General features: G+C 72.4%; 18 protein-coding genes and 1 pseudogene. All 19 read right to left on the reverse strand.

Features of this window, described 5'->3' with window-relative positions; translation table 11 throughout:
* Positions 1–621 precede the first annotated feature (621 nt).
* Positions 622–783: a hypothetical protein gene (locus KIS93_RS42730; protein WP_186404755.1), complete on the reverse strand. Its 162-nt coding sequence runs from the start codon at positions 781–783 to the stop codon at positions 622–624.
* On the reverse strand, positions 780–2063 hold the full coding sequence (locus KIS93_RS42735; protein ID WP_186404756.1) for a hypothetical protein: 1284 nt from the start codon (positions 2061–2063) through the stop codon (positions 780–782). The genes KIS93_RS42730 and KIS93_RS42735 overlap by 4 nt, the downstream gene beginning before the upstream one ends.
* Positions 2064–2826: 763 nt before the next feature.
* Positions 2827–3705, reverse strand: coding sequence for a DivIVA domain-containing protein (locus KIS93_RS42740; protein ID WP_080041053.1), 879 nt, complete (start codon positions 3703–3705; stop codon positions 2827–2829).
* A gap of 104 nt (positions 3706–3809) precedes the next feature.
* Positions 3810–4097, reverse strand: coding sequence for a YggT family protein (locus KIS93_RS42745; protein ID WP_080041054.1), 288 nt, complete (start codon positions 4095–4097; stop codon positions 3810–3812).
* Between the two features lie 80 nt (positions 4098–4177).
* Entirely contained in the window at positions 4178–4678 is a 501-nt protein-coding gene (locus KIS93_RS42750; RefSeq protein ID WP_080041055.1) for a cell division protein SepF, read from the reverse strand.
* Positions 4679–4816: 138 nt separating this feature from the next.
* Positions 4817–5509 carry a YggS family pyridoxal phosphate-dependent enzyme gene (locus tag KIS93_RS42755; protein ID WP_080041056.1) on the reverse strand — a complete coding sequence of 231 codons (693 nt, stop codon included), beginning with the start codon at positions 5507–5509 and terminating at the stop codon, positions 4817–4819.
* 145 nt (positions 5510–5654) lie between these two features.
* Positions 5655–7160: a cell division protein FtsZ gene (gene ftsZ / locus KIS93_RS42760; protein ID WP_080041057.1), complete on the reverse strand. Its 1506-nt coding sequence runs from the start codon at positions 7158–7160 to the stop codon at positions 5655–5657.
* 336 nt (positions 7161–7496) lie between these two features.
* A complete protein-coding gene (locus tag KIS93_RS42765; protein ID WP_080041058.1) occupies positions 7497–8165 on the reverse strand; it encodes a cell division protein FtsQ/DivIB in 669 nt (222 codons plus the stop codon).
* 369 nt (positions 8166–8534) lie between these two features.
* Positions 8535–9932, reverse strand: a complete 1398-nt coding sequence (murC, locus tag KIS93_RS42770; RefSeq protein WP_080041059.1) for a UDP-N-acetylmuramate--L-alanine ligase — start codon at positions 9930–9932, stop codon at positions 8535–8537.
* Positions 9929–11005 (reverse strand): undecaprenyldiphospho-muramoylpentapeptide beta-N-acetylglucosaminyltransferase, encoded by a 1077-nt coding sequence (gene murG / locus KIS93_RS42775; RefSeq protein WP_080047029.1) that lies wholly within the window; start codon positions 11003–11005, stop codon positions 9929–9931. Before murG ends, murC begins: the two co-directional genes overlap by 4 nt.
* A 12-nt stretch (positions 11006–11017) precedes the next feature.
* Positions 11018–12289 carry a putative lipid II flippase FtsW gene (gene ftsW / locus KIS93_RS42780; protein ID WP_080041060.1) on the reverse strand — a complete coding sequence of 424 codons (1272 nt, stop codon included), beginning with the start codon at positions 12287–12289 and terminating at the stop codon, positions 11018–11020.
* Complete coding sequence (gene murD, locus KIS93_RS42785) at positions 12273–13652, reverse strand: UDP-N-acetylmuramoyl-L-alanine--D-glutamate ligase (RefSeq protein WP_080041061.1); 1380 nt, start codon at positions 13650–13652, stop codon at positions 12273–12275. Before murD ends, ftsW begins: the two co-directional genes overlap by 17 nt.
* Positions 13652–14707 (reverse strand): phospho-N-acetylmuramoyl-pentapeptide-transferase, encoded by a 1056-nt coding sequence (mraY, locus tag KIS93_RS42790; protein WP_080041062.1) that lies wholly within the window; start codon positions 14705–14707, stop codon positions 13652–13654. Before mraY ends, murD begins: the two co-directional genes overlap by 1 nt.
* Positions 14704–16139 (reverse strand): annotated as a pseudogene (locus KIS93_RS42795) (UDP-N-acetylmuramoyl-tripeptide--D-alanyl-D-alanine ligase). The gene mraY and the pseudogene KIS93_RS42795 overlap by 4 nt, the downstream one beginning before the upstream one ends.
* A complete protein-coding gene (locus KIS93_RS42800) occupies positions 16139–17668 on the reverse strand; it encodes a UDP-N-acetylmuramoyl-L-alanyl-D-glutamate--2,6-diaminopimelate ligase (protein ID WP_080041064.1) in 1530 nt (509 codons plus the stop codon). The pseudogene KIS93_RS42795 and the gene KIS93_RS42800 overlap by 1 nt, the downstream one beginning before the upstream one ends.
* A 40-nt stretch (positions 17669–17708) precedes the next feature.
* Entirely contained in the window at positions 17709–19442 is a 1734-nt protein-coding gene (locus KIS93_RS42805; protein ID WP_471633770.1) for a peptidoglycan D,D-transpeptidase FtsI family protein, read from the reverse strand.
* A 1069-nt stretch (positions 19443–20511) separates the two neighbouring features.
* Positions 20512–21255, reverse strand: coding sequence for a hypothetical protein (locus tag KIS93_RS42810; protein ID WP_080041065.1), 744 nt, complete (start codon positions 21253–21255; stop codon positions 20512–20514).
* On the reverse strand, positions 21245–22210 hold the full coding sequence (gene rsmH, locus KIS93_RS42815) for a 16S rRNA (cytosine(1402)-N(4))-methyltransferase RsmH (protein WP_080047031.1): 966 nt from the start codon (positions 22208–22210) through the stop codon (positions 21245–21247). The genes KIS93_RS42810 and rsmH overlap by 11 nt, the downstream gene beginning before the upstream one ends.
* 222 nt (positions 22211–22432) lie before the next feature.
* Positions 22433–22864 (reverse strand): division/cell wall cluster transcriptional repressor MraZ, encoded by a 432-nt coding sequence (gene mraZ, locus KIS93_RS42820; RefSeq protein ID WP_080041066.1) that lies wholly within the window; start codon positions 22862–22864, stop codon positions 22433–22435.
* Positions 22865–23206 lie beyond the last annotated feature (342 nt).

Raw genomic sequence — 23206 nt, forward strand, 5'->3', positions numbered from 1 at the left:
CGCGGCGTGGTGGCGCGAGGGCGTGCCGGCCCGGCGCAGGGGGCTGTGGACGCCCGCACCGCCCTGCCCCCGCGCCCTGCGCCCTGCGCCCTGCGCCTGCATCCTGTGACCGCGCCCCAGCCTCGCCCGGTCCGCACGCAGCGCGCCTGCACCCATGCGCCCTGTGTTCGCGCGCCGCTGTGGCCCCCGCATCCTGTGCCCCCGCACCCTGTGGCCCCCACCCGTGGCCGTGCGCCACTGCACCCGCCTGCGCCCAGCGCGTCCAGCGCCCCCATGCCCTCGACCTTCGTGCACCGCGCCGCACTCTCACACGCCCGAGCACTTCATTCGCGCCGCTCTCGTACGCCGCGCACACGTGCACTCCGCAGCCGTATAGCCGCAGCCGTACAGCGGCAGGATCCCGGTCCGGCGCCCCCGCGCCCTCGCTCTTCGCGCCCCGTGCACTCGCCTTGGTGCCTTCCCAGCAAAGCCCGCACCCTGCGTGGCCCACACCGCGTGGCCTGCACCCCGTGGCCCGCGCCTTAGCAGGAGCCCGCCCGCCGCCCCCTCCGCCAGGCCGGAATGCCGAAAGGCCCCCGGCAGGACGCTGGAGGCCTTGGTGGTGGAGCTCAGGTGGTGGGCTCAGCCGACCGTTTCGCGGTCGTGCTGGCACACCGAGCAGCTGGTCAGTCCGGCTGCCTCGGCGGCGGCGAGTGTCATCGTCTCCACGCCGGTCTCGCCCGCGCCGCGGATCAACGGGCAGGCGGTGCTGTGGTAACGGCGGGTGCCTATGATGACCTTCACCGTGCCCTGTCGTTCCCCCTTATCGCCCTTGGTGGGCTCTTCACCCGGCTTTCCGGTAGCCGCGCCGCCGGCAGCGTTCTTGGGCGGCTCGCCCTTGGAGACCCCTGCCTTGGGGCGGGCGGGCGCTCGGGCTCGGGGTCGGACGTGCTGGACTTGGGCTTTCCAGGTGCGGACGATCCCGGAGCGGTCGCGGGCTTGGACGGCTTGGCGCGAGCGCCCGGGGGCAGCGGGCCCTTGGGCTTGGCGGTCGACTCGGCCGAGGACGCGGGCCGCTCGTGCAGCACCACGGTCTCCCCCGACGCGGGCGGCTCCTCCATACGGCCGGACGGGCGCTTGGTGGCTGACTCGCCGGACGACGTCTCGGTCACCGGCATGCCGGACGCGGTCACTCGGGGCTGCGGCGCCGTGTCGGGCCCCGACACGTCATCGTCGTCGACCTTCCACGCGGCCACCCCGGACGCCACCCCGGCCCGGCCACCGGCCTGCTCGCCCTTGCCGCCGGACGGCTGGGGCCGGCCGGCCGGGCTCTGCGGCTGCTCACCGGTGCTCGCGGTCTTGGTCTCGGCGGATGTCTGAGGCTTGCCACCGGAGGTCTGCGGCTTGGCGCCGGCGGACGTCTCAGGCCCGGCGCCGGCGGTCTGCGGCCTGGCGTCGGGTGTTTGAGGCTTGCCGCCCGCCTGCCCCGGCTTGCCCGCCGCACCGGGCCGCGGCGCGGCGGCACTGCCGGTCTGCGTCGGCTTGCCACCCGGCTGCTCAGGCTTGCCGCCAGCCTGCTCGGGCCTGCCGCCGGCCTGGGTCGGCTTGCCACCCGCCTGCTCGGGCTTGCCGCCGGCCTGGCCCGGTTGGTCGCCGGACTGCCCGGCCTTGCCACCGGTCTGCGTCGGCTTGCCACCGGGCCGCTCAGGCGTGCCGGCGGGCTGGCCGGAGGACGTCTGGCCGGCGGTCTGGCCGGACGACGGGGCCTGACCGGGCCGGGACTCGGGCTTCGTACCGGCTGCGGGCTTGGGGCCGGTTACGGGCTTCGTTCCGGGCTGCTCGGGACTGGCGGTGGAGGGGCGGGAGGGCTTGGGGGTCGGGCGGGCGTTGGCCGGGGAGGTCTCCGTCTCGTCGGAGGCGGCCTCGCCGGACGCGGGGTCGGCCTTGCGCGCGAAGGGCGGCGGCCGGAAGTAGGAAGTCTGGGCGTCGTCCGCCTGCTCGTCGTCCGAGCCGGGCTCGGGGGCGGCGGACGAGGGGCCTTGGCCTGGCCGGCCGCGGGGGCGGCGGGGGATCGGCCGAACCACCCGGTGGCGCCTTCCTCGTGGGAGGCGGCAGGCTCCGGGCTGGGGGTGGAAGCCTTGGTGTCGGGCTTCGGCGGGGCGACCGGCGGACGTGCGTCGCGGGTCTCCGCGGAGCTTTCGGCCCTGCTCGCCGTGGGAACGTCGGCGGGGCCGGAGGTGACGGCGGGCTCGGGGTCGGCGGCAGGTGGTAGCTGCCGTCCGCCGAGCGCTGCGTCCGGCAGGCACGCCGTGCAGGGCGTGAAGCCCTCCTCGCGTGCCTCTTCGTAGGTGAGCTCCTCGTGATCCCGGCCGATCAGCTGCCTGCAGCCGGGCACGTGGTAGCGCTTGCGTCCGGGGATCACCAGCACGATCGCGTCCGGCGAGATGCCGCCCGGCGCGGGACGGCGCGGACCGGGGGCCGGTGCGGTCGCCGTCCGCTGCGGCGCGTGGGGAGGCGCCTGCGGATGCTGCCGTGGCTGCGGATGCTGCTGGTGAGCCATCGGACCGGTCTGGTTGTACGGCGGCGCGGGCGGCGTGAGCCCCTTCGGGGGGGTGGCCGGCGCAGCGGCCTGCCCACCTCCGGGAAAAAGCTCGTTGCGCCGCAGGAAAGCCCCGATCACCAGGAACAGCGCGGACAGCACGCTGACCACGATGGACCACATGATCAGGAACGGCTTCGCCAGTACGAAGCCCGCGATCAGCAGAACCACTGCCGCGAGCACCAAACCAGCACTGATAAGGATCACAGGGGGCTCTTTCGAGTGACAGGTCCTAGTGACCCTTTACTCTACCGGCGGTCGTTGTGCGGACCGTCACTGCCGGGGAAGGCGCCCTGCGGTGCCTCGCCGCCGAACGGGCTCGGGCCACCGGGGAGAGGCGGCTGGCCGCCCTGGGGCACGGCGTGCGACATGGCGGGGGCCTGACCCTGCGGACCACCGGACATGACCGGGAACCCGCCGCTGCCCTCGGCGGAGACGTTGAGCTCGGCGAGCTGGTTCTCCAGGTAGAGCTTGAGCCGGCTGCGGTATTCGCGCTCGAAGCTGCGCAGCTCCTCGACCTTGCGCTCGAGCTCGTCGCGGGTCTGGACCAGCGAGCCCATGGCCTGGCGGTGGCGCTCCTGGGCGTCGCGCTCGAGCGTCTCGGCGCGGGCGCGGGCGTCGCCGATGACCTGCTCGGCCTGGCGGCGGGCCTTGGTGAGGATCTCGTCGGCCTCGCGGCGGGCGCGGGTGACGGTCTCGTCCGCCTCGCGGCGGGCGTCGGCGATCGCCTGGTCGGCGGTCTGCTGGGCGAGCGCGAGCACGCGGGCCGCGGTGTCCATGTTGTCCTCGGCGGGAGGCATGCTCATCGCCACGGGGACCGGCGGCTGCTGCTGCACCGGCGGCGGCTCGGGGGCCCGCATGGGCTCCGGCTGCGGCGGCGCCATCATCTCGGGCTTGGGCTGCTCCTGGACCGGGGCGGAGGCCATGGGCATGTTCATGCCGCCCGGTACCTTCCCGCGCAGGCACTCGGCCAGCTTCGCGCGGAGCTCCTCGTTCTCTTGGATCAGGCGGTCGAGCTCAGCCTCCACCTCGTCGAGGAAGGCGTCGACCTCTTCCTCGTCGTAGCCCGGCCGGAGCCGGGTGGTACTGAACTGCTTGTTCCGCACATCAGCGGGCGTCAGCGGCATTTTTTGGTCTCCTTGGCGCGCTTGGAGTCTGTCCGGAGGACGGTAACCCGAATCACTTCAGCGCGGACACGAGTTGGATCACGACCGGCGCCTCACCGGCCCGGTCATCGCAGGGTCCCGGCGATCTGGATCAAGATCAGGACCACGATGAACAGGACAGTGAAGCTTAGGTCAAAGGCCACCGTACCCAACCGGAGCGGAGGAATGAAACGGCGGAGGAACTTGAGGGGTGGGTCCGTCGCGGTGTAGGTGGCCTCCGCCAGCACCAGGACGACGCCGGAAGGCCGCCACTGGCGGGCGAAAGCCTGCACCGTCTCAAAGATCATCCTGCCGATGAGCAGCACCAAATAGAGAGACAGGACAACGACCAAGATCCCACCGATGATCTCCACGGCCCGGCCGCGCCTCCACTTCTGATGTGCCCTCCCGGCCTCGGTGAGACCGGGTTGGGTCCGATAGGCATACAGAGACTCTAACTCTGGTTGAAGAACCCGCGTTCCGCGATTCGAGCCTTGTCCTCGGCAGTCACCTCGACATTGGCAGGGGACAACAGGAACACCTTGTTGGTAACACGTTCAATGCTGCCGTGTAGGCCAAAGACCAGACCTGCCGCGAAATCCACGAGCCGCTTGGCGTCGCTGTCAACCATCTCGGTCAGGTTCATGATGACCGGGGTGCCGTCGCGGAAGTGCTCGCCGATCGTCCGGGCCTCGTTGTACGTGCGGGGGTGCAGGGTGGTGATGCGGGCCAGATCGGTCGTACGGCGCTCGACGATGGTCGTGGTGGGTCTCGGCGCGGGGACCCCCGCTTCGGGCTCGTCCTCGCGCTCCTGGACCGCGACGGCGCGTTCCTCGCCGGGCCGCTGCACGTCGTCGTCGTAGGGGTAGTCGTCGGTGTAGGTCTCGTACCTCTCGTAGCGGTCGTCCTCCACGAGACCGAGGTAGACCGCCATCTTGCGCATCGCGCCGGCCATCGCTACGTCGTCCTCCTGCTCATGGTCGCACTCGCTCGGGCCCGTCGCCGTGTCCGAGGCGGTAGCCGTACCCCCTTGGAGCTCACCGCTGCTCGACCTCTACTTGGTCATGGGCCTGAAGACCCACTTGAGGGGACATTACCTGACGAAGGGCTTGCGACGACCGAGCAACGCCGTACCGACCCGTACGTGTGTCGCGCCGTAGGCGATGGCCTCGGCGAGATCCTCGCTCATCCCCGCCGAGATCATGGTGGCCCTGGGGTGCTGCTCCTGGAGGCGCAGCGCGAGGTCGCGCAGCCGGGCGAACGCCTTGGCGGGGTCCTCCCCCAGGGGCGCGACCGCCATGACGCCGCCGAGCCACACCCCTTCGGCCAGCGCCACCTCGTCGGCGAGCTCCAGCAGGTCGGCGGGGCGCACCCCGCCTCTGGCCGGGTCGTCGTCGAGGGCGATCTGCACCAGGCAGCCGATCCTGCGGCCCTGGCGCACCGCCTCCTTGCTGATGGCCTCCACCAGCCTGAGGCGGTCGACGGAGTGGATCACGTCGGCGTACCCGACCACGGAGCGGACCTTGTTGGTCTGCAGCTGGCCGACGAAGTGCCAGGTGAGCGGCAGGTCGGCGAGCTCGCGCGCCTTGACCGCGGCCTCCTGGTCGCGGTTCTCGCCGACGTCGCGCACGCCCAGCTCGGCCAGGACGCGGACGTCCTCGGCCGGTCGCGTCTTGGTGACGGCGATCAGCGTGACCTCGCCCCGGTCGCGCCCCACCGCGTGGCACGCCTCGGTGATGCGCGCGTCGACCTCGGCGAGACCGGCCGCGATCTCGTCCCTTCTCACGTGCCTCTCCCCCTCACTCAGGTGTCCTCGCCGGCATCACGGACGCACACCGTGCTTGACGTACGCACACCGTGCTCGACGTACGCACGACGGCGCCGCTCCCGTGTCCCTGGGGGGAGCGGCGTCAGGCGCGGCTACTTGACGGCTATTTGAGGAAGTCGGGAACGTCGAGTTCCTCTTCCTGCTCCTCGAAGATCACTCGAGGACGTTTGGGCGGCTCCGACATGCGGGAGGTGATGGGCGTGGGCGGGTTGGCGGGCTCGGGCGCGGGCCGGGGGATCGAGACGGGGCCGGACGGCTCGTCGGCCGGGTCGTCGGCGGGCCCGGAGTCGCGCACGGAGTCACGTACGGTGTCACGCCCGGAGTCACGCACGGCCTCGCGCAGCGGCTCGCGCGGCGTGTCGCGCACCGGCTCGACGGGGCGCACCGGCTCGGGGCGGGGCGGCTCGGGCCTGAACTCGGCACGCGGCTCCGGCCTGAAGTCCGCGCGCGGCTCGGGACGCGGCTCGGGGCGCGGCTCGGGCCGGAAGTCCGCACGAGGCTCAGGACGGGGCTCAGGACGCGGCTCAGGGCGCGGCGCGGGCGGCTCGGACTTGATGCTCGGGGCGGCCGCGCTGGGCCGCGGAGGCGACGCAGGAGCGGGCGCGGACGGCGGCGCGGGCGCGCGGCCCATCGGGCGTGGCGCCTGCTTCTCCGCGGGGCCTGGCACGTCGTCGAAGCCGGCCGCGATCACGGTCACGCGCACCTCGTCGCCGAGGGCGTCGTCGATGACCGTGCCGAAGATGATGTTGGCGTCGGGCGCGGCGGCCATGGAGACGAGCTGGGCCGCCTCGTTGATCTCGAACAGGCCGAGGTCGGAGCCGCCGGCGATCGACAGCAGCACGCCGTGGGCGCCGTCGATGCTGGCCTCCAGCAGCGGGCTGGAGACCGCCATCTCGGCCGCCGCCACCGAGCGGTCGTCGCCGCGGGCGTGGCCGATGCCCATGAGGGCGGAGCCGGCGCCCGACATGACCGACTTGACGTCGGCGAAGTCGAGGTTGATCAGACCGGGGGTGGTGATGAGGTCGGTGATGCCCTGCACACCCGACAGCAGCACCTGGTCGGCGGCCTTGAACGCGTCGAGCACGCTCACCTGCCGGTCAGAGATCGACAGCAGCCGGTCGTTGGGGATCACGATGAGGGTGTCGACCTCGTCGCGCAGCGTCTCGATGCCCGCTTCCGCCTGCGAGGCCCTGCGCCGTCCTTCGAAGCTGAACGGCCGGGTCACGACACCGATGGTGAGCGCGCCGAGCGATCTGGCGATGTTGGCCACGACGGGGGCGCCGCCCGTGCCGGTGCCGCCGCCCTCACCCGCCGTGACGAAGACCATGTCGGCCCCCTTGAGGACCTCCTCGATCTCCTCGCGGTGGTCCTCGGCCGCCTTCCGGCCGACGTCGGGGTTGGCGCCCGCGCCCAGTCCGCGCGTGAGCTCGCGGCCCACGTCGAGTTTCACATCGGCGTCACTCATCAGCAGCGCCTGGGCGTCGGTGTTTATCGCGATGAACTCGACGCCCTTGAGTCCCTCCTCGATCATCCGGTTGACGGCGTTGACTCCGCCGCCGCCGATGCCGACGACCTTGATGACCGCGAGGTAGTTCTGCGGTGCTGCCACGACGAGGGGCCTTTCCGCTCGTTGACTTGCCATTTCGGTGCGGATTGTCTCCGCTTTTTGTTAGTTCGGGTAACTCTCAACCTCAGGTTGAGATTTAGATTTATGTCAACCTGAGGATTGATACGGACAGTAGGAGTTACGCTCCAGGCGGGTCAACTAACCGCGCCGCAAGCACGTCCGGCGTGTCGCGGGCTGTCCGTTTCGCTCCGCAGTCTCGCCTGGTGGCGGCCCTCCTTCGCCGAAAGTCCGGCTTACAGGCTCTCACGTCGCGACCCCCGCCTCGCACAGGCTCGGCGATGCCCTTGCCGCTGAGTTGCCAGACCCTGACGATCACGATCACTTCAGGGTCACCACGTCGGGCGAGCTGACGTCGTACATCGTGGCCGACCTTTCGCGCTTCAGCAGCGTGCTCAGGATGCGGCCCTTCTCCTCGGGACGGTCGGGGCCGCCCCACAGCACGGTACGGCCGTCCGACAGCACCAGCGTGACACCCTCGGCGGTGCCCGCGCGTACCTGCCTGACCTTGGCCGCCACCTCGTCGGGCACCGCCTGCACGACCTTGAGCGCCGCCATCATGGCGGGGTCGCCCTGCTGCGGGCGGTCCACCTTGAGCAGCGGCAGCATGGGCGGCGCCGTCTGCCTCAGCTCGATCACCACGCCCTGGCCGTCGACGATCGCCACCTTGTCGCCCGCCGGGACGGCGGCGACCGGCTCGCGCTCGACCACCTCGATCCTGAGCGTGCCCGGCCAGATCCGGTCGACCTTGGCGGAGGCGAGCTGTCTGATGCCGAGGACGCGGGTCTGGACGTCGGCGAGGTTCACGGTGGCGAGGGGATGCAGATCCGCCACGCCGGCCTGCTGCTCGATGCGCTCGCTGGGGACTGTGAGATTTCCCACGATCTCGATCGAGCGTACGCCGAGCACGGGCGAGAAGAACACCAGCCACGCGGCCGATCCCACCACCCCTGCCGTCAGCAGTACCAGGAACGCCGTGCGCGCCTTCATCGCCCTCCCCACCACACGCGGCTCATGTCGGCACCGAACCTACGCCGACACGCGGCCCTACACCCGCGCGCCACGCCCAAACACCGACCGTCCGGGTCGCCGCCGCGGCGCACCCTTCGCCGTCCAGCACCGCCCGCGCCACCGCACGGGCTGAGGTCCTTCGAGGGGTGGCCCGCCGGAGAGGCGTCGCCCTCCGGCGCCCCACAGCCGAGCACCCGGCGGACCTGCGTCGAGCACCCGGCGAACCTGCGTCGGGAGCCCGGCGGGCGGGCGGCGGGGGCGCGGCAGGCCGGCGTCGAGGGCCCAGTGGGCCTGCGTCGGGGGCGCGGCACGCCGGCGTCAGGAGCCGAGCGGGCCGGCGTCGGGGCGTCAGGACAGGCGGGCCACGATCTGCGGCCCCAGCTCGGTCACGTCCCCCGCCCCCATCGTCAGCACGATGTCGCCGGGCCGGGCCCGCTCGGCCACCAGCCCCGGCACCGCCGAGCGGTCCGGCGCGTACGCGACCCGCTCCGGCGGCAGCGGCACCCGCCCCGCGACCATGGCCCCCGACACCCCGGGCTCGGGATCCTCCCTGGCCCCGTACACGTCGAGGACGATGGCCTCGTCGGCCAGCCCGAGCGCCGCGCCGAACTCGTCGGCGAAGAACCGGGTGCGCGAGTAGAGGTGCGGCTGGAAGATCGCGATGACCCGCCCGGTGCCGGAGTAGGACGCGACGACGTCGCGCGCCGCCTTGAGGTCGGCGGTCAGCTCGGTCGGGTGGTGGGCGTAGCTGTCGAACACGGCGATGCCCCCGGCCTCGCCCTTGGCCTCGAAGCGCCGCTTGGCCCCGGTGAAGGCCCCCAGGCCCTCCCTGATCTCCTCGAACGGCAGCCCCAGCTCGTCGGCCACGGCGATCACCGCGGTGGCGTTGAGCGCGTTGTGGGCCCCGGGGACGGCCAGCCGCACCTCGCCCCGCCCCTCGATGGCGAAGACGGTGCCGAACCCGTCGGGCCGGACGCCGGACACGCGGTAGTCGTCGCCCTGGAGGCCGTAGGTCTTGACGCGCAGCCCGCGCTCCCTGGCCCGCCGCGCCACCTCGGCCGCGCCGGGGTCGTCGGCGCAGGCGATGAGCAGCGAGCCGACCCGGTCGGCGAAGCGGGCGAAGCTGTCGTGGACGGCGCGCGGGTCGCCGTAGTTGTCGAGGTGGTCGGCCTCGACGTTGGTGACGACGGCGATGTCGGGGGCGAGCATGAGGAAGGAGCCGTCGCTCTCGTCGGCCTCGGCGACGAACATCCGGCCCTGCCCGTCGTCGGCGCCGAGCCCGGTGGTGACGAGCTGGCCGCCCACGCAGTAGGACGGGTCGGCGCCGCACTTCTGCAGCGCGACGGTGAGCATGGAGGTGGTGGTGGTCTTGCCGTGGGTGCCGGCGATGGCGACGGCGGTGCGCCCGGCCATGACGGAGGCCAGCGCGGCGGCCCGCGGGATGATGCGCAGCCCCTGCTTGAGCGCCTCGCCCAGCTCGGGGTTGGAGTCGCGGATGGCGGTGGAGACGACCACGGTGTCGACGTCTCTGATGTGGGAGGCGGCGTGGCCGATGTGCACGGTGGCGCCCAGCTCGCGCAGCTCGGTGATCAGCTCGGAGCTGCGCGCGTCGCTGCCGGTCACCCGCACGCCGCGCTTGAGCAGGATGCGGGCGATGCCCGACATGCCGGCGCCGCCGATGCCGATGAAGTGCACCCGGCCCAACTCTTCGACGGACACGGGGTCGACCAGCTTCACGAGACTCATCGGGCTATCTCCAACACTTTCCTGGCAAGCATGATATCGGCGTCCTTCCTCCCCAGTCTGGAGGCGGCCTCCGACATGACGGCGACCCGCTCGGGGTCGCGGAGGATGGGCAGCAGGTTGTGGATGATCCATTCGGGTGACAGCTGGGCGTCGTCGACCAGCAGGCCGCCGCCGCCCGCGGCGATGCGCTCGGCGTTGAGCCGCTGCTCGCCGTTGCCGTAGGGCAGCGGGACGTAGGCGGCGGGCAGCCCGACCGCGGTCAGCTCCGCGCAGCTCAGCGCGCCGCTGCGGCACAGGGCCAGGTCGGCGGCGGCGTAGGCGAGGTCCATCCGGTCGACGTAGGGCAGCAGGACGTACTGGGGGTCGCCGGGCGGTGGCTCGTGCGGGGCGGTGTTCTTCGGGCCCAGCACGTGCAGCACCTGGATGCCGGCCCGGCGCAGCGCGGGGGCGGCGGCGAGCGCGGCCTCGTTGATCGACCTCGCGCCCTGCGAGCCGCCGAACACCAGCAGCGTCGGCCGGTCGTTCTCCAGCCCGAACCAGGAGCGCGCCTTGTCGCCGGTGGACAGCCGGTCGAGCGTGACGATCTCGCGCCGCAGCGGCGTGCCGATGAACTCGGCCTTGGGCAGCGCGGCGTCGGGGAACCCGCTGAAGACGTGGTCGGTCAGCCGGGCGCCGAGCCGGTTGGCCAGGCCGGGGCGCGGGTTGGCCTCGTGGACGACGATCGGCACGCCGCGCCGCTTGGCCGCCAGGTAGGCCGGGGTGGCGACGTAGCCGCCGAAGCCGACGAGGACGTCGGCCTTGACCCGGTCGAGGATCGCCGCGGTGGCGTTGATCGCCCCGGCGAGCCGGCCCGGCACGGTGAGCAGGCTCGGAGTGATCGCCCTGGGCAGCGGCACGGCCGGCACCAGCTCCAGCTCGTAGCCCCTGGCAGGCACGAGCCGCGTCTCCAAGCCGCGCTCCGTGCCCACGCAGGTGATGCCGACGCTGCGGTCTAGATGACGCAGCGCGTCCGCAAGGGCGAGCGCGGGCTCGATGTGCCCGGCCGTCCCCCCACCGGCGAGGACCACCCTCATCTCGGTCACTCCCTAACGTGTCGCTCGGCCTCTGGACGTACCCCCCAGGCCAAGCCAGCTTAGGGCCCGGGCGGCCGGTCCGGGGCCACGAGCGGCCAAGGCCTCGCGTGCGCCGGGCTCCCGTTTGGCGAACGACAGCAGCATGCCGAGCGCGGCGAGCGTGGGCAGCAGGGCGGAGCCGCCGTACGAGACCAGCGGGAGGGGGATGCCGGTGATCGGGAGCACGCTGAGCACGGCCCCCATGTTGACGGTCGCCTGGCCGACGATCCAGGCCACCATGGCGGCGGCGGCGAGCCTGATGAAGGCGTCGTTGACCCGGATGGCCACGCGCAGGCCCGCGTAGCCGAGCAGCCCGAACAGGGCCACGACCATGAGCGTGCCCATCAGCCCCAGCTCCTCGCCGACGATGGCGAAGATGAAGTCGCTCTCGCCGTGGGGCAGCCAGCTCCACTTCTGGCGGCTGCTGCCGAGCCCGAGCCCGAACCAGCTCCCGGAGCCCATGGCGATCTGCCCCTGGACGGCCTGGTAGCCGGCGCCCTGGGCGTCGGCCCACGGGTCGAGGAAGGCGCCGATGCGGGCCATCCGGTACGGCTCCACCCTGATCATGATGACCGCGGCCAGCACCGCCAGCGCCATGATGCCGCCGAACAGCTTGACCGGCGCCCCCACCACCCACAGCAGCGACAGGAAGATCATGAACAGCACGAGCGTGGTGCCGAGGTCGCGGCCGAGCATGACCATGACGGCCAGGATCGCGGTGCCGGGCATGAGCGGGATCAGCAGCTGCCGCCACTCGATGCGGCCCTGCCGCGCCCGCCTGGCCAGCAGGTCGGCGCCCCACAGCACGAGCCCGAGCTTGGCCGGCTCGGACGGCTGGATGGTCAGCGGGCCGATGTAGATCCAGCGCTGCGCGCCCAGCTCGGACGAGCCGATGAACAGCACCATGACCAGCGCGATGATCGACAGCGCCATGAGCGGGTAGCCGGCCCAGCGGAAGAACTTGACGGGCAGGCGGGAGCACACGTACATGACGGGCACGCCGACCGCGGCCGACAGCGACTGCTTGATGAACCACGAGAACGGGCTGCCGGTCTTCTGCAGCGCCTCGATGCTGGAGGCGGACAGCACCATCATCAGCCCGAGCGCGAGCAGCAGCGCGCTGCACATGATGATCAGGTAGTAGGTGGTCAGCGGCCGGTCGAGCAGCTCCTTCAGCGCGCCGAGCTGCTCGCGCAGCCAGCCCTGCGGGTTCGCGCCCGGGGCGCTCTCAGCGCTCGTGCTCATGGTGTCGCGTCCTCAGGCCACGTACGGCACGCGCGAAGGCCTCCCCCCGCGCCGGATAGTTCGCGAACATGTCGAGCGAAGCCCCCGCCGGGGAGAGCAGCACGGTGTCTCCCGGGGAGGCCAGCCGCGCGGCTTCGGTGACGACTTTTTCCATCGCACCAGTGTCCCGATCCGGGATGTCCACGAGCGGGACATTCGGCGCGTGTCGCGCGATGGCTTCGGCGATCCTGGCGCGATCGGCGCCGAGCAGCACGGCGCCGCGCAGCCGGGGGGCGGCCTGGCGTACCAGGTCGTCGACGTCGGCGCCCTTGAGCTGGCCGCCCGCCACCCACACGATCGACGGGTACGAGGCCAGCGCCGCGGCGGCGGCGTGCGGGTTGGTGGCCTTGGAGTCGTCGACGTAGTCGACCTCGCCGATCCGGTCCACGTGGGCCAGCCGGTGCGGGTCGGGCACGAAGTCGCGCAGGCCCTGGCGGACGGACTCGGAGGGCACGCCGAGCGAGCGGGCCAGGGCGGCGGCGGCCAGCGCGTTGGCGACGTTGTGCGGCGCGAAGGGCCGGATGTCCGCCAGCGTGGCCAGCTCCTCCGCCGCCTCGACGGGGTCGGCCACGAACGCCCGGTCCACCAGCAGGTCCTCCACCACGCCGATCTCGCCCCGCTTGGGCACGCGCAGGGTGAACCCGACGGCGCCGGGGTAGGGGGCGGCCAGCCGGGCGGACTCGGGGTCGTCGGCGTTGAAGATCACGGTGCCGGCGCGCTCGAAGATGCGGCCCTTGGCGGCGGCGTACGCCTCCATGGAGCCGTGCCAGTCGAGGTGGTCGGGCGCCACGTTCAGGACGGCCGCGGCGTGCGGGGCGAGCGTGCCGGACCAGTGCAGCTGGAAGCTGGACAGCTCGACGGCCAGCACGTCGTACGGCTCTCCGACGGCCTGCACGACGGGCACGCCCACGTTCCCCACGGCCAGGGCCTTGCGGCCGTCGGCCTGGAGGATGGCGGTGAGCATGCGGACGGCGGTGGTCTTGCCGTTGGTGCCGGTGAGCGCCAGCCAGGGGGCGGCCTGCCCGGGCCGCAGGCGCCAGGCCAGCTCCACCTCGCCGACGACCTCGACGCCGGCGGCCAGCGCGGCGGCGATCAGCGGGTGGTGCGGCGCCCAGCCGGTGGTGACCACCCGCGTCACCCCTTCGGGCAGGGCCGGCTCGCCGAACCGGGTCTCCACGCCGATCCTGGCCAGCTCGGCCGCGGCGGCGAGCTGCCGCTCGCCCTCCGCCGCCTCGACGACCACGACCCGCTCGCCGCGCGCGGCCAGCACCTTCGCCACGGCGGTGCCGGACACTCCGAGCCCGGCCACACAGGTGTAACTCATTACTTGGGCATCCACTCCACGTAGAACAGCCCCAGCCCGAGCGCCGCGCACAGGATCGCGATCAGCCAGAAGCGGACCACGATCGTGGTCTCGGCCCAGCCCTTGAGCTCGAAGTGATGCTGCAGGGGGGCCATTCTGAACACACGTTTCCCGGTCATCTTGAACGACCCGACCTGGATGATGACCGACAGCGTGATGACCACGCACAGGCCGGCGAGGATGATCAGCAGCAGCTGCGTACGGGTGGCGATGGCCAGCCCGGCCAGCACGCCGCCCAGCGCCAGCGACCCGGTGTCACCCATGAAGATCTTGGCCGGCGGGGCGTTCCACCACAGGAACCCGATCAGCGCCCCCAGCACGGCGGCGGCCACCACGGCCAGGTCGAGGGGGTCGCGCACCCAGTAGCAGTTGGGGCCGAGCTGGTCGATGCAGTTGTTGCGCAGCTGCCAGTTGCCGATCAGCACGTACGCGGCGAGCACCGCGCCGGTGGCGCCGCTGGCCAGGCCGTCGAGACCGTCGGTGAGGTTCACCGCGTTGGAGAACCCGACGATCATGATGAGCACCCAGATGGTGAACCCGACGATGCCGATGGACGGGCCGATGTCGCGCAGGAACGACACGCGGGTCTCGGCGGGGGTGATGCCGTACACGTTCGGCTGGCGGGTCACCAGGACGGCGAAGACCGCGCCGACGACGAGCTGGCCGAGCGCCTTGGCGCCGCTGCGCAGGCCGAGGCTGCGCTGCTTGTAGATCTTGATGAAGTCGTCGAGGAAGCCGACGGCGCCCAGCCCCGTCATCAGGAACAGCACCAGCATGCCCGACACGGTCGGGGGCTCCAGCATGGCCAGGTGGGACGCGCCGTAGGCGAGCAGGGCGGCCAGCACGAAGACGATGCCGCCCATCGTGGGCGTGCCCTTCTTGCCGAGGTGGGCCTGCACGCCCTCCTCGCGGACGTTCTGGCCGATGCCGCGCCGCGAGAACAGCCGGATCGCCAGCGGGGTGCCCAGCATCGAGAGGATCAGGCCCACCGCACCGGCGATGATGATGTTGGTCACTGGGTGGCACCCCCGAGCACGAGCTCGGCCGTGCGCTCCAGCCCCATGGCGCGCGGTCCCTTGATCAGCACCGCGTCACCGGGGCGCAGCCACGCGGCCAGCTCGGCCGCCGCCGCCTCGGCGTCGGGCACGTGCACGATCCGCGTCCCCGGAGCCGGGCCGCCCGGCCCTCCCGGGGCCCGCCCGCCTGGGCGGCCCGCTGGGCCGCCTCGTGCGCGCCCGCCAGGACCGGCTCGGCATCAGGGCCCGCGATGATCAGCCCCGCCAGCCCCGCCCCGCCGGCCAGCCGGCCGAGCTCGGTGTTGAGCGCGGGCCCGTCGTCGCCGAGCTCCCGCAGCGCCGCGATGACCGCGAAGCGCCGCCGCCCCTTGCCCAGCACCTCGAACGCCGAGAAGGCCGCCTTCATGGAGTCGGGGTTGGCGTTGTAGGCGTCGTTGACCACGGTGACGCCGTCGGGCCGGTCGGTGACCTCCATCCGCCACCGGCTGCTCGGGGTGGCCGCCGACAGCTCCTCGGCGATCGTGGCGACCGGCAGGCCCAGCTCGTAGGCGGCCGCCGCCGCGGCGAGCGCGTTCTCGACGGCGTGCTCCCCGTAGAGCTTCAGCGCCACGTGCGCGGTGCCCGACGGGGTGCACAGGGTGAACGAGGCGCGCCCGCGCGCGTCCACCACGACCCCCTCGGCCCTGATCGCGGCCTGCTCGCCGCGCCCGTAGTAGGTGACCCGCGCGTCCGTACGGGAGGCCATGCCGCGCACCAACGGGTCGTCGGCGTTGAGTACCGCCACGCCGGCCCGCGGCAGCGCCTCCACCAGCTCGCCCTTTGCCTTGGCGATGGCCTCCTTGCCGCCGAACACGCCGAGGTGCGCGGTGCCGACGTTGAGCACGACGCCGATCTGCGGCGGCGCGATGCGGGTCAGCTCCTTGATGTGGCCGATGTTGCGCGCGGCCAGCTCCAGCACCATGTAGCGGGTGTCGAGGTCGGCGCGCAGCACGGTCAGCGGGTGGCCCAGCTCGTTGTTGAAGCTGCCCTTGGGGGCGATGGTGGCGCCGACCCTGGCGGTGAGCCGGGCCAGCAGGTCTTTGGTGCTGGTCTTGCCGGCCGAGCCGGTCACGCCGATGACGGTGACGTTCGGGAGCATGCGGACCTGCGCGGCGGCCAGCGCGGCGAGCGCGGCGGCGGCGTCGGGCACGATCACGGCGGGCGCCTCGACCGGCCTGGTGGCCAGCACGGCGACGGCTCCGGCCCGGACGGCCTGCGCGGCGAAGTCGTGACCGTCGACCCGCGCGCCCTTGATGGCGACGAACAGGGATCCCGGTTCTACGGCCCGCGAGTCGATCACGACGGGCCCGCGCACCACCGCGCGGGGATCGGCCATGCCCGACAGGGCGCCCGAGGTCATCTCGGCGATCCTGGCCAGAGGCAACGGGATCATTAGTGCTTCCTGCTTTCCTTGCGTGCGTCGATCGCTTCGGCGACCACTTCGCGGTCGTCGAAGGGGATCACCTCGCCTGAAACGTACTGGCCCTGCTCGTGACCCTTGCCTGCTACGACGATCACGTCGCCGCGCCCGGCCCGGGCGATCGCCAGGCCGATGGCGGCCGCGCGGTCGGGCTCAATGATCACATGAGCGCGGTCGTGCTGCGGAACGCGGAGCGCTCCCTCCATCATCGTCGCGAGGATGGCCAGTGGATCCTCCGAGCGCGGATTGTCGCTCGTGAAAATGGCCACATCCGCCAGCTCGGCGGAGATTTCCCCCATGATCGGGCGTTTGCCCTTGTCGCGGTCGCCGCCGCAGCCGAGCACGATCGTCAACTTGCCTTCGGTGACCGTACGCAGCGAGCGCAGCACCGACTCCACCGCGCCCGGCTTGTGCGAGTAGTCCACGACGGCCTGGAAGTCGTCGTGGGCGCCCGTGACGCGCTGCATGCGCCCCGGCACCCCGGTGAGAGTCCCGACGCCGTGCACGGCCGTGTGCAGCGGCACCCCGGCCTCCACGAGCGTGACGATCGCGCCGAGCGCGTTGGCCACGTTGAACGGGCCGGGCAGCGCCACGCTCGCGTCGGCCTCCACCCCGCCGGGCCCGACCACGCGGAACGTGCTGCCGTCGGAGCCCAGCCTGGCCTCCACCGCCCGCCACTCCGCCTCCGGGTCGCCCAGCGCCGAGAACGTCGTCATCGGCACCTTTGCCAGGTCGAGCAGCTCCCGGCCGTAACGATCGTCGAGGTTCGTCACCCCGACGCGGCTCAGCTCCGGCTGGAACAGCTTCGCCTTCGTCGCGAAGTACTCCTCGAAGGACTTGTGGAAGTCGAGGTGGTCCTGCGACAGGTTCGTGAACAGGGCCACGTCGTAGTAGATGCCGTCGACCCGGCCCAGCGCGAGCGCGTGGCTGGAGACCTCCATGGCGGCCGCCGTGACGCCCTCCTCGCGCATCAGCGCGAACAGGCCGTGCAGGTCGCTGGCCTCCGGCGTGGTCAGCGTGGGCTGGAAGCGCAGGTCTCCCGCGTGGATCTCGACGCCGCCCACCAGGCCCGCCCGGTGCCCGGCCGCCCGCAGGCCCGCCTCCAGCATGAACGTGGTGGTGGACTTGCCGCTGGTGCCCGTGACACCGAGGACCTGGATGTCGTGGGCCGGCTGCCCGTACACCCAGGACGAGATCTGCCCGAGCAGGGCGCGCGGGTCGGGCACGATGAGCACGGGCAGCCCGGTGGCCACGGCCGCGTCGCGGCCGGCGCGGTCGGTGAGCACGGCCACCGCGCCGCGCGCCATCGCGTCGGCGGCGAACGTGGCGCCGTGCACCCGGTTGCCGGGCAGCGCGACGTACAGGTCACCGCGTCTGACGTTACGGCTGTCGATGGTGACGCCGGTCAGCGCGGCATGAGGCGACCTCGAAGTGCCCGAATCGGCGTCGAGCATGGTCGCGAGCCCGGTCAGCGGGCGAGGCGGGCTGGTCGTGGGACGCATAGACGACGGGGGACGCACGGCGAGAGCGTACCTTCCCTGGTCACTGTCCGGCGCGCGTACGCACCGTCGGCGCGGCGGAGCCTGTGGGAGGAATCTTCTTGCTCTTGATGGCGAACGTCATCACATCCTTGAACACGGGGGCCGCCAACTGCCCGCCGAAGTGGCCTTTCTTCGGATTCTGCAGCACCGACAGCACCACCAGCCGCGGCTTGTCGGCCGGCGCGAACCCCACGAACGAGGCCGTGTAACCGTCGTAACGGCCGAGCTCAGCATCGTAGCGGTTGGCCGTGCCCGTCTTGCCCGCCACCCGGTAACCGTCGATGGCGGCGAGCTGGCCCGTGCCCTCCTCGCCCACCGCGCTCTCCAGCATCGTCGCGATCTCCTTGGCCGTCGTCTCGCTCACCACTCTGGTCTGCTTACCGGGAGCCGCCGGGACGAACCTGCCGGAAGCGTCCGTCGTGCCCGCCACGATCTGCGGCTCGATCTTCACGCCGCCGTTGGCGATCGTCTGGTAGACGCTGGCCATCTGCAACGCCGTCACCGACACGCCCTGCCCGTAGGCGACCGTACAGCTCTGGCTGCCCGACCACTTGCGGTAGTCGGGCAGCAGGCCCGCCTCCGCGCCCGGCACGCCGCCGCCCGGCGCCGTGCCGAAACCGAACGCCTTCAGCATCTCGTACAGCTTCTGGCTGCCGACCTTGCGCGCCGCCATGACCGTGGCCACGTTGCTCGACTGCGCCATCGCCTGGCGGAACGTCAGCGCCTCCACCTTGTGCGCGTGGGCGTCACGCAGCACCTGGTCATAGCACTTGATGCTGTCGGGCACCTGGTACACCGTGTCGGGCGTCACCACCCTGGCCTCCAGCGCGGCGGCGGCGGTGATCACCTTGTTGGTGCTGCCCGGCTCGAACACGTCGGCGGCGGCCTTGTTGATGTAGCGCGACTCGGGGGCCTTGCGCCAGTTGTTCAGGTCGAGCTCGGGGGCGTTGGCCATGGCGATGATCTGCGCCGTCTGCACGTCCATGACGATCACGGTGCCGCTGTCGGCCTCGGACTTCCGCACCTCCTCGGCGATCGACTTCTGGGCCGCCCACTGGATGTCGCGGTCGATCGTCAGCCGCACGTCCTGGCCGTCCACCGGCGCGGTGCGCTGGCTGCTCGTCATCGGGATGCGCTGGCCGTCGCGGCCCGTCTCCACGCGCTGCTCGCCGTCGCGCCCGGCCAGCAGCGAGTTCTTCGCCTGCTCCATGCCGCCCAGGCCGTTGCCCTCGTCGCCGACGAACCCGATCAGGCTGCCCGCCAGGTCGCCCGCCGGATACAACCGCTTGTACGTCTTCTTCGCCGACAGCGCGGGCAGCTCGCGCGCCTGCAGCAGCCGGGTGGCCACCACGGGATCGACGTCCCTGGCCAGGAGCTGGTAGTGGGTGCCCGTCTTCGCCAGCTTGGCGTTGATCTCCTGCTCGTCCTTGCCGAGCTGCTGCGCCAGGATCTTGGCGATCTTCGGACGCACCGCGGCCGGCACCTTCGTCGGGTCGACCGACACCTCACGGGCCTCCACCGTCACCGCCAGGTCGTGGCCGTTGACGTCGGTGATCGAGCCGCGCTTGGCCGGGATCGTCTCCGTGTGCTGGCGCTGGTCGGCCGCGGCGGCCTCGTACACCTTGGAATCGAGGCCCTGCATCTGGATCAGGCGGCCCGCGAAGATCGACAGGACGAACGTCATGCCGATCAGGCCGAAGTTGATCCGCCTGCGCGGGCTGCCCAGCCGCAGCACCAGTGGCGGGCGCGGCGGCTTGGGCGGCGGCCTGCGCGGGCCGCGCGGCGGCGGGACGTCGCCGCCCCTGCGCGCCGCCCGCTCGCGCGCCTCCCCGCCGGCCCGCCCGGCCTCCGCCCTGGTACGCCCCGCCTCCGGCCTGGTACGGCCCGGCTCCGGCCGCTCCCGGACGGGCTCCCGCCGCGCCCCGCGCGCTCCGGCACCCGCGGCACCCGCGCCCACCGGTCCGGCACCGCGACTCCCGGCACCACCGGCCGCGGCACCGCGGCTCCCAGCGCCACCGGCCGCGGCACCGCGACCCCCAGCACCGCCGGACGCCGCACCGCGACCCCCAGCGCCACCGGACGCGGCGCCCCGTGTACCGCCTGGGGCGGTCCCACGGCCTCCAGCGCCACCGGAGGCCGGGCCGCGCGAACCGGCCGGCCGGTCGTCAGCCCTGTCGCCGGCCCGATCGCCTGAACGGCCGCGCGCCCGCTCGTCACGCCCCTGCACGCGCCCCTTGAGCCGCTCGGCGTCCTCACGCCCCTGAGCGCCCCGCCCGCGCGGGCCGTCGCCGTCGTCGCGGGCCGCTTGCGCGCGCCGTCGGCCGGCTCCTGCCGGGACCGGCCCCGCACGTCGTCCCCACGCTCGCGCCCCGAACGGCCGCGCACGTCGCGCGCGTCAGGGGCGTCGTCACCCCGGTCGCGCCGCGCCCGGCCACGCCCCTCGTCGCCGGAGTCACGCCCCGGACGGCCGCGCGCGTCATCGCCCGGGTCACGCCCGGAACGACCGCGCGCGTCGTCACCGGAGTCGCGGCCGGTGCGGTCGGGGCGGTCGCGGTCCTCGTCGCGGCCGAACGCGTCGGGCCCGAACGGCAGATCGAGGGGGTCGCGCGGGCGTCGCGGCGGGTTCTCCGGCGACGCCGGACGCCCAGTGCCATCAGATCGGGTGCCGTCAGATCGGGAGGCGCCCCCTTGGCGTCCCGTCCGGCCCGGACCTCCCGGCGTACGACGAGCGGCGCCGGGCCCTCCTTGAGAGCCGGCGCCGCCAGCGCCGCGGCCGGGACCCTGCCCCCTGCCGCCTGATTCCCTCACCGCTCCGTGTCCACCTGGCTAGCCTGGTCGCCCGCGCTGCTCCAGCTGTTGACCTCGTCCCAGTCGCGGTTGTAGCCCTGCTTCTCGGCGAGGTCGGCGATGTTCTCGGGCTGCGTCTTGAGCTGGTACTTCTGGTCGATCTGCTCGTTCTGCAGGCGTGCTTCCGCGATCTCCTGGCGCAGGGTGGCGTCGGTGATGGCGTCCTTGGCGAGCATGGTGTTGAGCAGCAGCAGGCTCACCAGGCCGCCGCAGAGGAGCCCGACGACGAGCAGCACGAACGGCGCCCGCTGCCGGCGCGCGGGACGGCGCCGCGGCGCGGGACGGCCCGGCCCTGCCTCGGCACGCGGGCGCCCGCCCACCGGCCGCCGGCTCGCGGCCTGGCCGCGCACCCGCTCGACGAGCGGCGTGCCGCGGCCCTTGCTCCGCACCCGCTCAGCGGCCGGCGCCTCACGACCGGCGGCACCGCCCACCCGCTCACCGGCCTCACGACCGGCGGTGCCGCGGGCGCGCGCCGGCGCCGTGCCGCTCGCGTCACCGCGGGCGCGCTCGGCGGCCGGCCGTCTCCCGGCGGCGTCGGCGCGGGCCTGCTCGGCGGCCGAGCGCTTGGCCTCGGGCTCGTGCCGGGTGTCGGGACGGGGACGCGGCTTGGGCTGTTGCGTGGTCGCCGAGCGGCGCGTGCCCGTCTTGGGCACGGTGCGGCGGCCGGGCGTGCCCTTGCCGGTCTCCTGCTCAGTCGTCAACACGGATCCTCTCTGCCGCCCGTAGCCGGGCCGAGGCCGCCCGCGGGTTGCGGGCGAGCTCTTCGTCGCTTGGGAGCTCCGCTCCCCTCGTCAGCAGGCGGAACCTCGGCTGGTGAGCCGGTAGCGGGACGGGCAGCCCGGGGGGGCTGGTGTCCCTGGTTCGCGCCGTGAGGGCCTGCTTGGTGAGCCGGTCCTCGAGTGAGTGGTAGGAGAGCACGACGACTCTCCCGCCGAGCACGAGCGCGTCGAGTGCCGCGGGCAGCGCCGCCTCCAGGGCGGACAGCTCCGCGTTCACCTCGATGCGCAGTGCCTGGAAAGTGCGTTTGGCGGGGTTTCCCCCGGTGCGCCGGGTCGCGGCGGGGATGGCGTCGCGGACGATGTCCGCCAGCCGCTTCGTCGACGTTATTGCCTCTTTGGCGCGTTCCTTGATGATCAGGCTCGCGACACGCGGGGCGAATCTCTCCTCGCCGTAGTCGCGCAGGATGCGGGTCAGCTCCGCGGCGCTGTAGGTGTTGACGACCTGCTCGGCGGTCAGCTCTTGGGAGGTGTCCATGCGCATGTCGAGCGGCGCGTCGTAGGAGTAGGCGAACCCGCGCTCGGCCTCGTCGAGCTGCGGGGAGGAGACGCCGAGGTCGAAGAGGGCGCCGTCGATCGCGGTGCGGCCGGTGCGGGCCAGCACGTCGGCCAGGTCGGCGGAGGAGGCGTGGACCAGCGTGGTGCGCTCAGCGTAGGGGGCGAGCCTGCGGGTGGAGAAGTCGATGGCGAAAGGGTCGCGGTCGATGCCGATCAGGTGCAGCGACGGGTAGGCGGCGAGCAGGGCCTCGGAGTGGCCGCCGAGCCCGAGGTTGGCGTCGACGACGACGGGTGCGGGCCCGGAGAGTGCGGGGCCGAGCAGCTCCAGAACGCGCTCGAGCATCACCGGAACGTGACCGCCGATGCCGGCGTCGTCACTCATCTCCAACCCCCCTCTCGCGTCCTTGCTCGCGGATGACGCGTTCATCGATCGTTCGCCGGTCCTTTCCTGGGTCCCCACCCGGAGCCGCCCGGCCAGGTCCCCATCCGCACCCTCTTCGTGGACGCCTGCCATCTGACACCGGGGAAGGTGCATCAGCTGGCAGACAGTGGTTGCGGGTGGAGACCTCGCCGAACGACATCACCGACGGATCGACCGTGGTCACTACAAGATCCCTGGCAGCACCTCCTCCGACAGCTCGGAAAACGCCTGCTCCTGCTCACTGAGATAGGTGTCCCAGGCCTGTGCGTCCCAGATCTCCAGCCGGGTGTTGGCCCCGATGACGACGCAGTCACGCTCCAGCCCCGCGTATTGACGCAGGCTCTGCGGGATCGTGATGCGTCCTTGCTTGTCTGGTTTCTCGTCGGACGCGCTGGCGAAGAAGACGCGGCTGTAGTCACGCACCGCCTTGGCGGTGACCGGGGCGGTGCTGAGAGCCTCGGTAATGCGCTGGAACTCCTCCACGGGAAACACGTAGAGGCATCGCTCCTGGCCTTTGGTGATCACAAGACCCTCCGCCAGCTCCTCACGGTACTTAGCCGGCAGGAACAGCCGTCCCTTGTCGTCCAGACGCGGTTGATGGGTGCCGAGGAACATCGGCCCCACCTCCCGTGCCTCGTGAAGCGCTCAGCGCTGGTGCACCGGGCTCTCCACTGCGCACCACCATACTCCACTTCTCCCCACCGTCAACTGATTCGAACCGTCTTCATCATCGGTTTCCGTTGCGTTACCGCAGGTCAGAGCGATGGCGTGGGGTGGGGGGCGGTGGGCGGGCGGCCAACCCTCATGGGCGTGTCGAGAGTTGCGAACGCCGTGGAAATAGGGGCTGCGGGCGCGGTGGAGGCTCAGGGTGGGGGAAAGTGGGGCGCCCGGTGGGGGTGTAGCGGGCGGCACAGTGTCACTGGATTCGCACTGCTATGCCACAAGAACAGGAACTTT

Source organism: [Actinomadura] parvosata subsp. kistnae (assembly GCF_900323885.1).
In the GTDB taxonomy this organism is placed as follows: domain Bacteria; phylum Actinomycetota; class Actinomycetes; order Streptosporangiales; family Streptosporangiaceae; genus Nonomuraea; species Nonomuraea composti.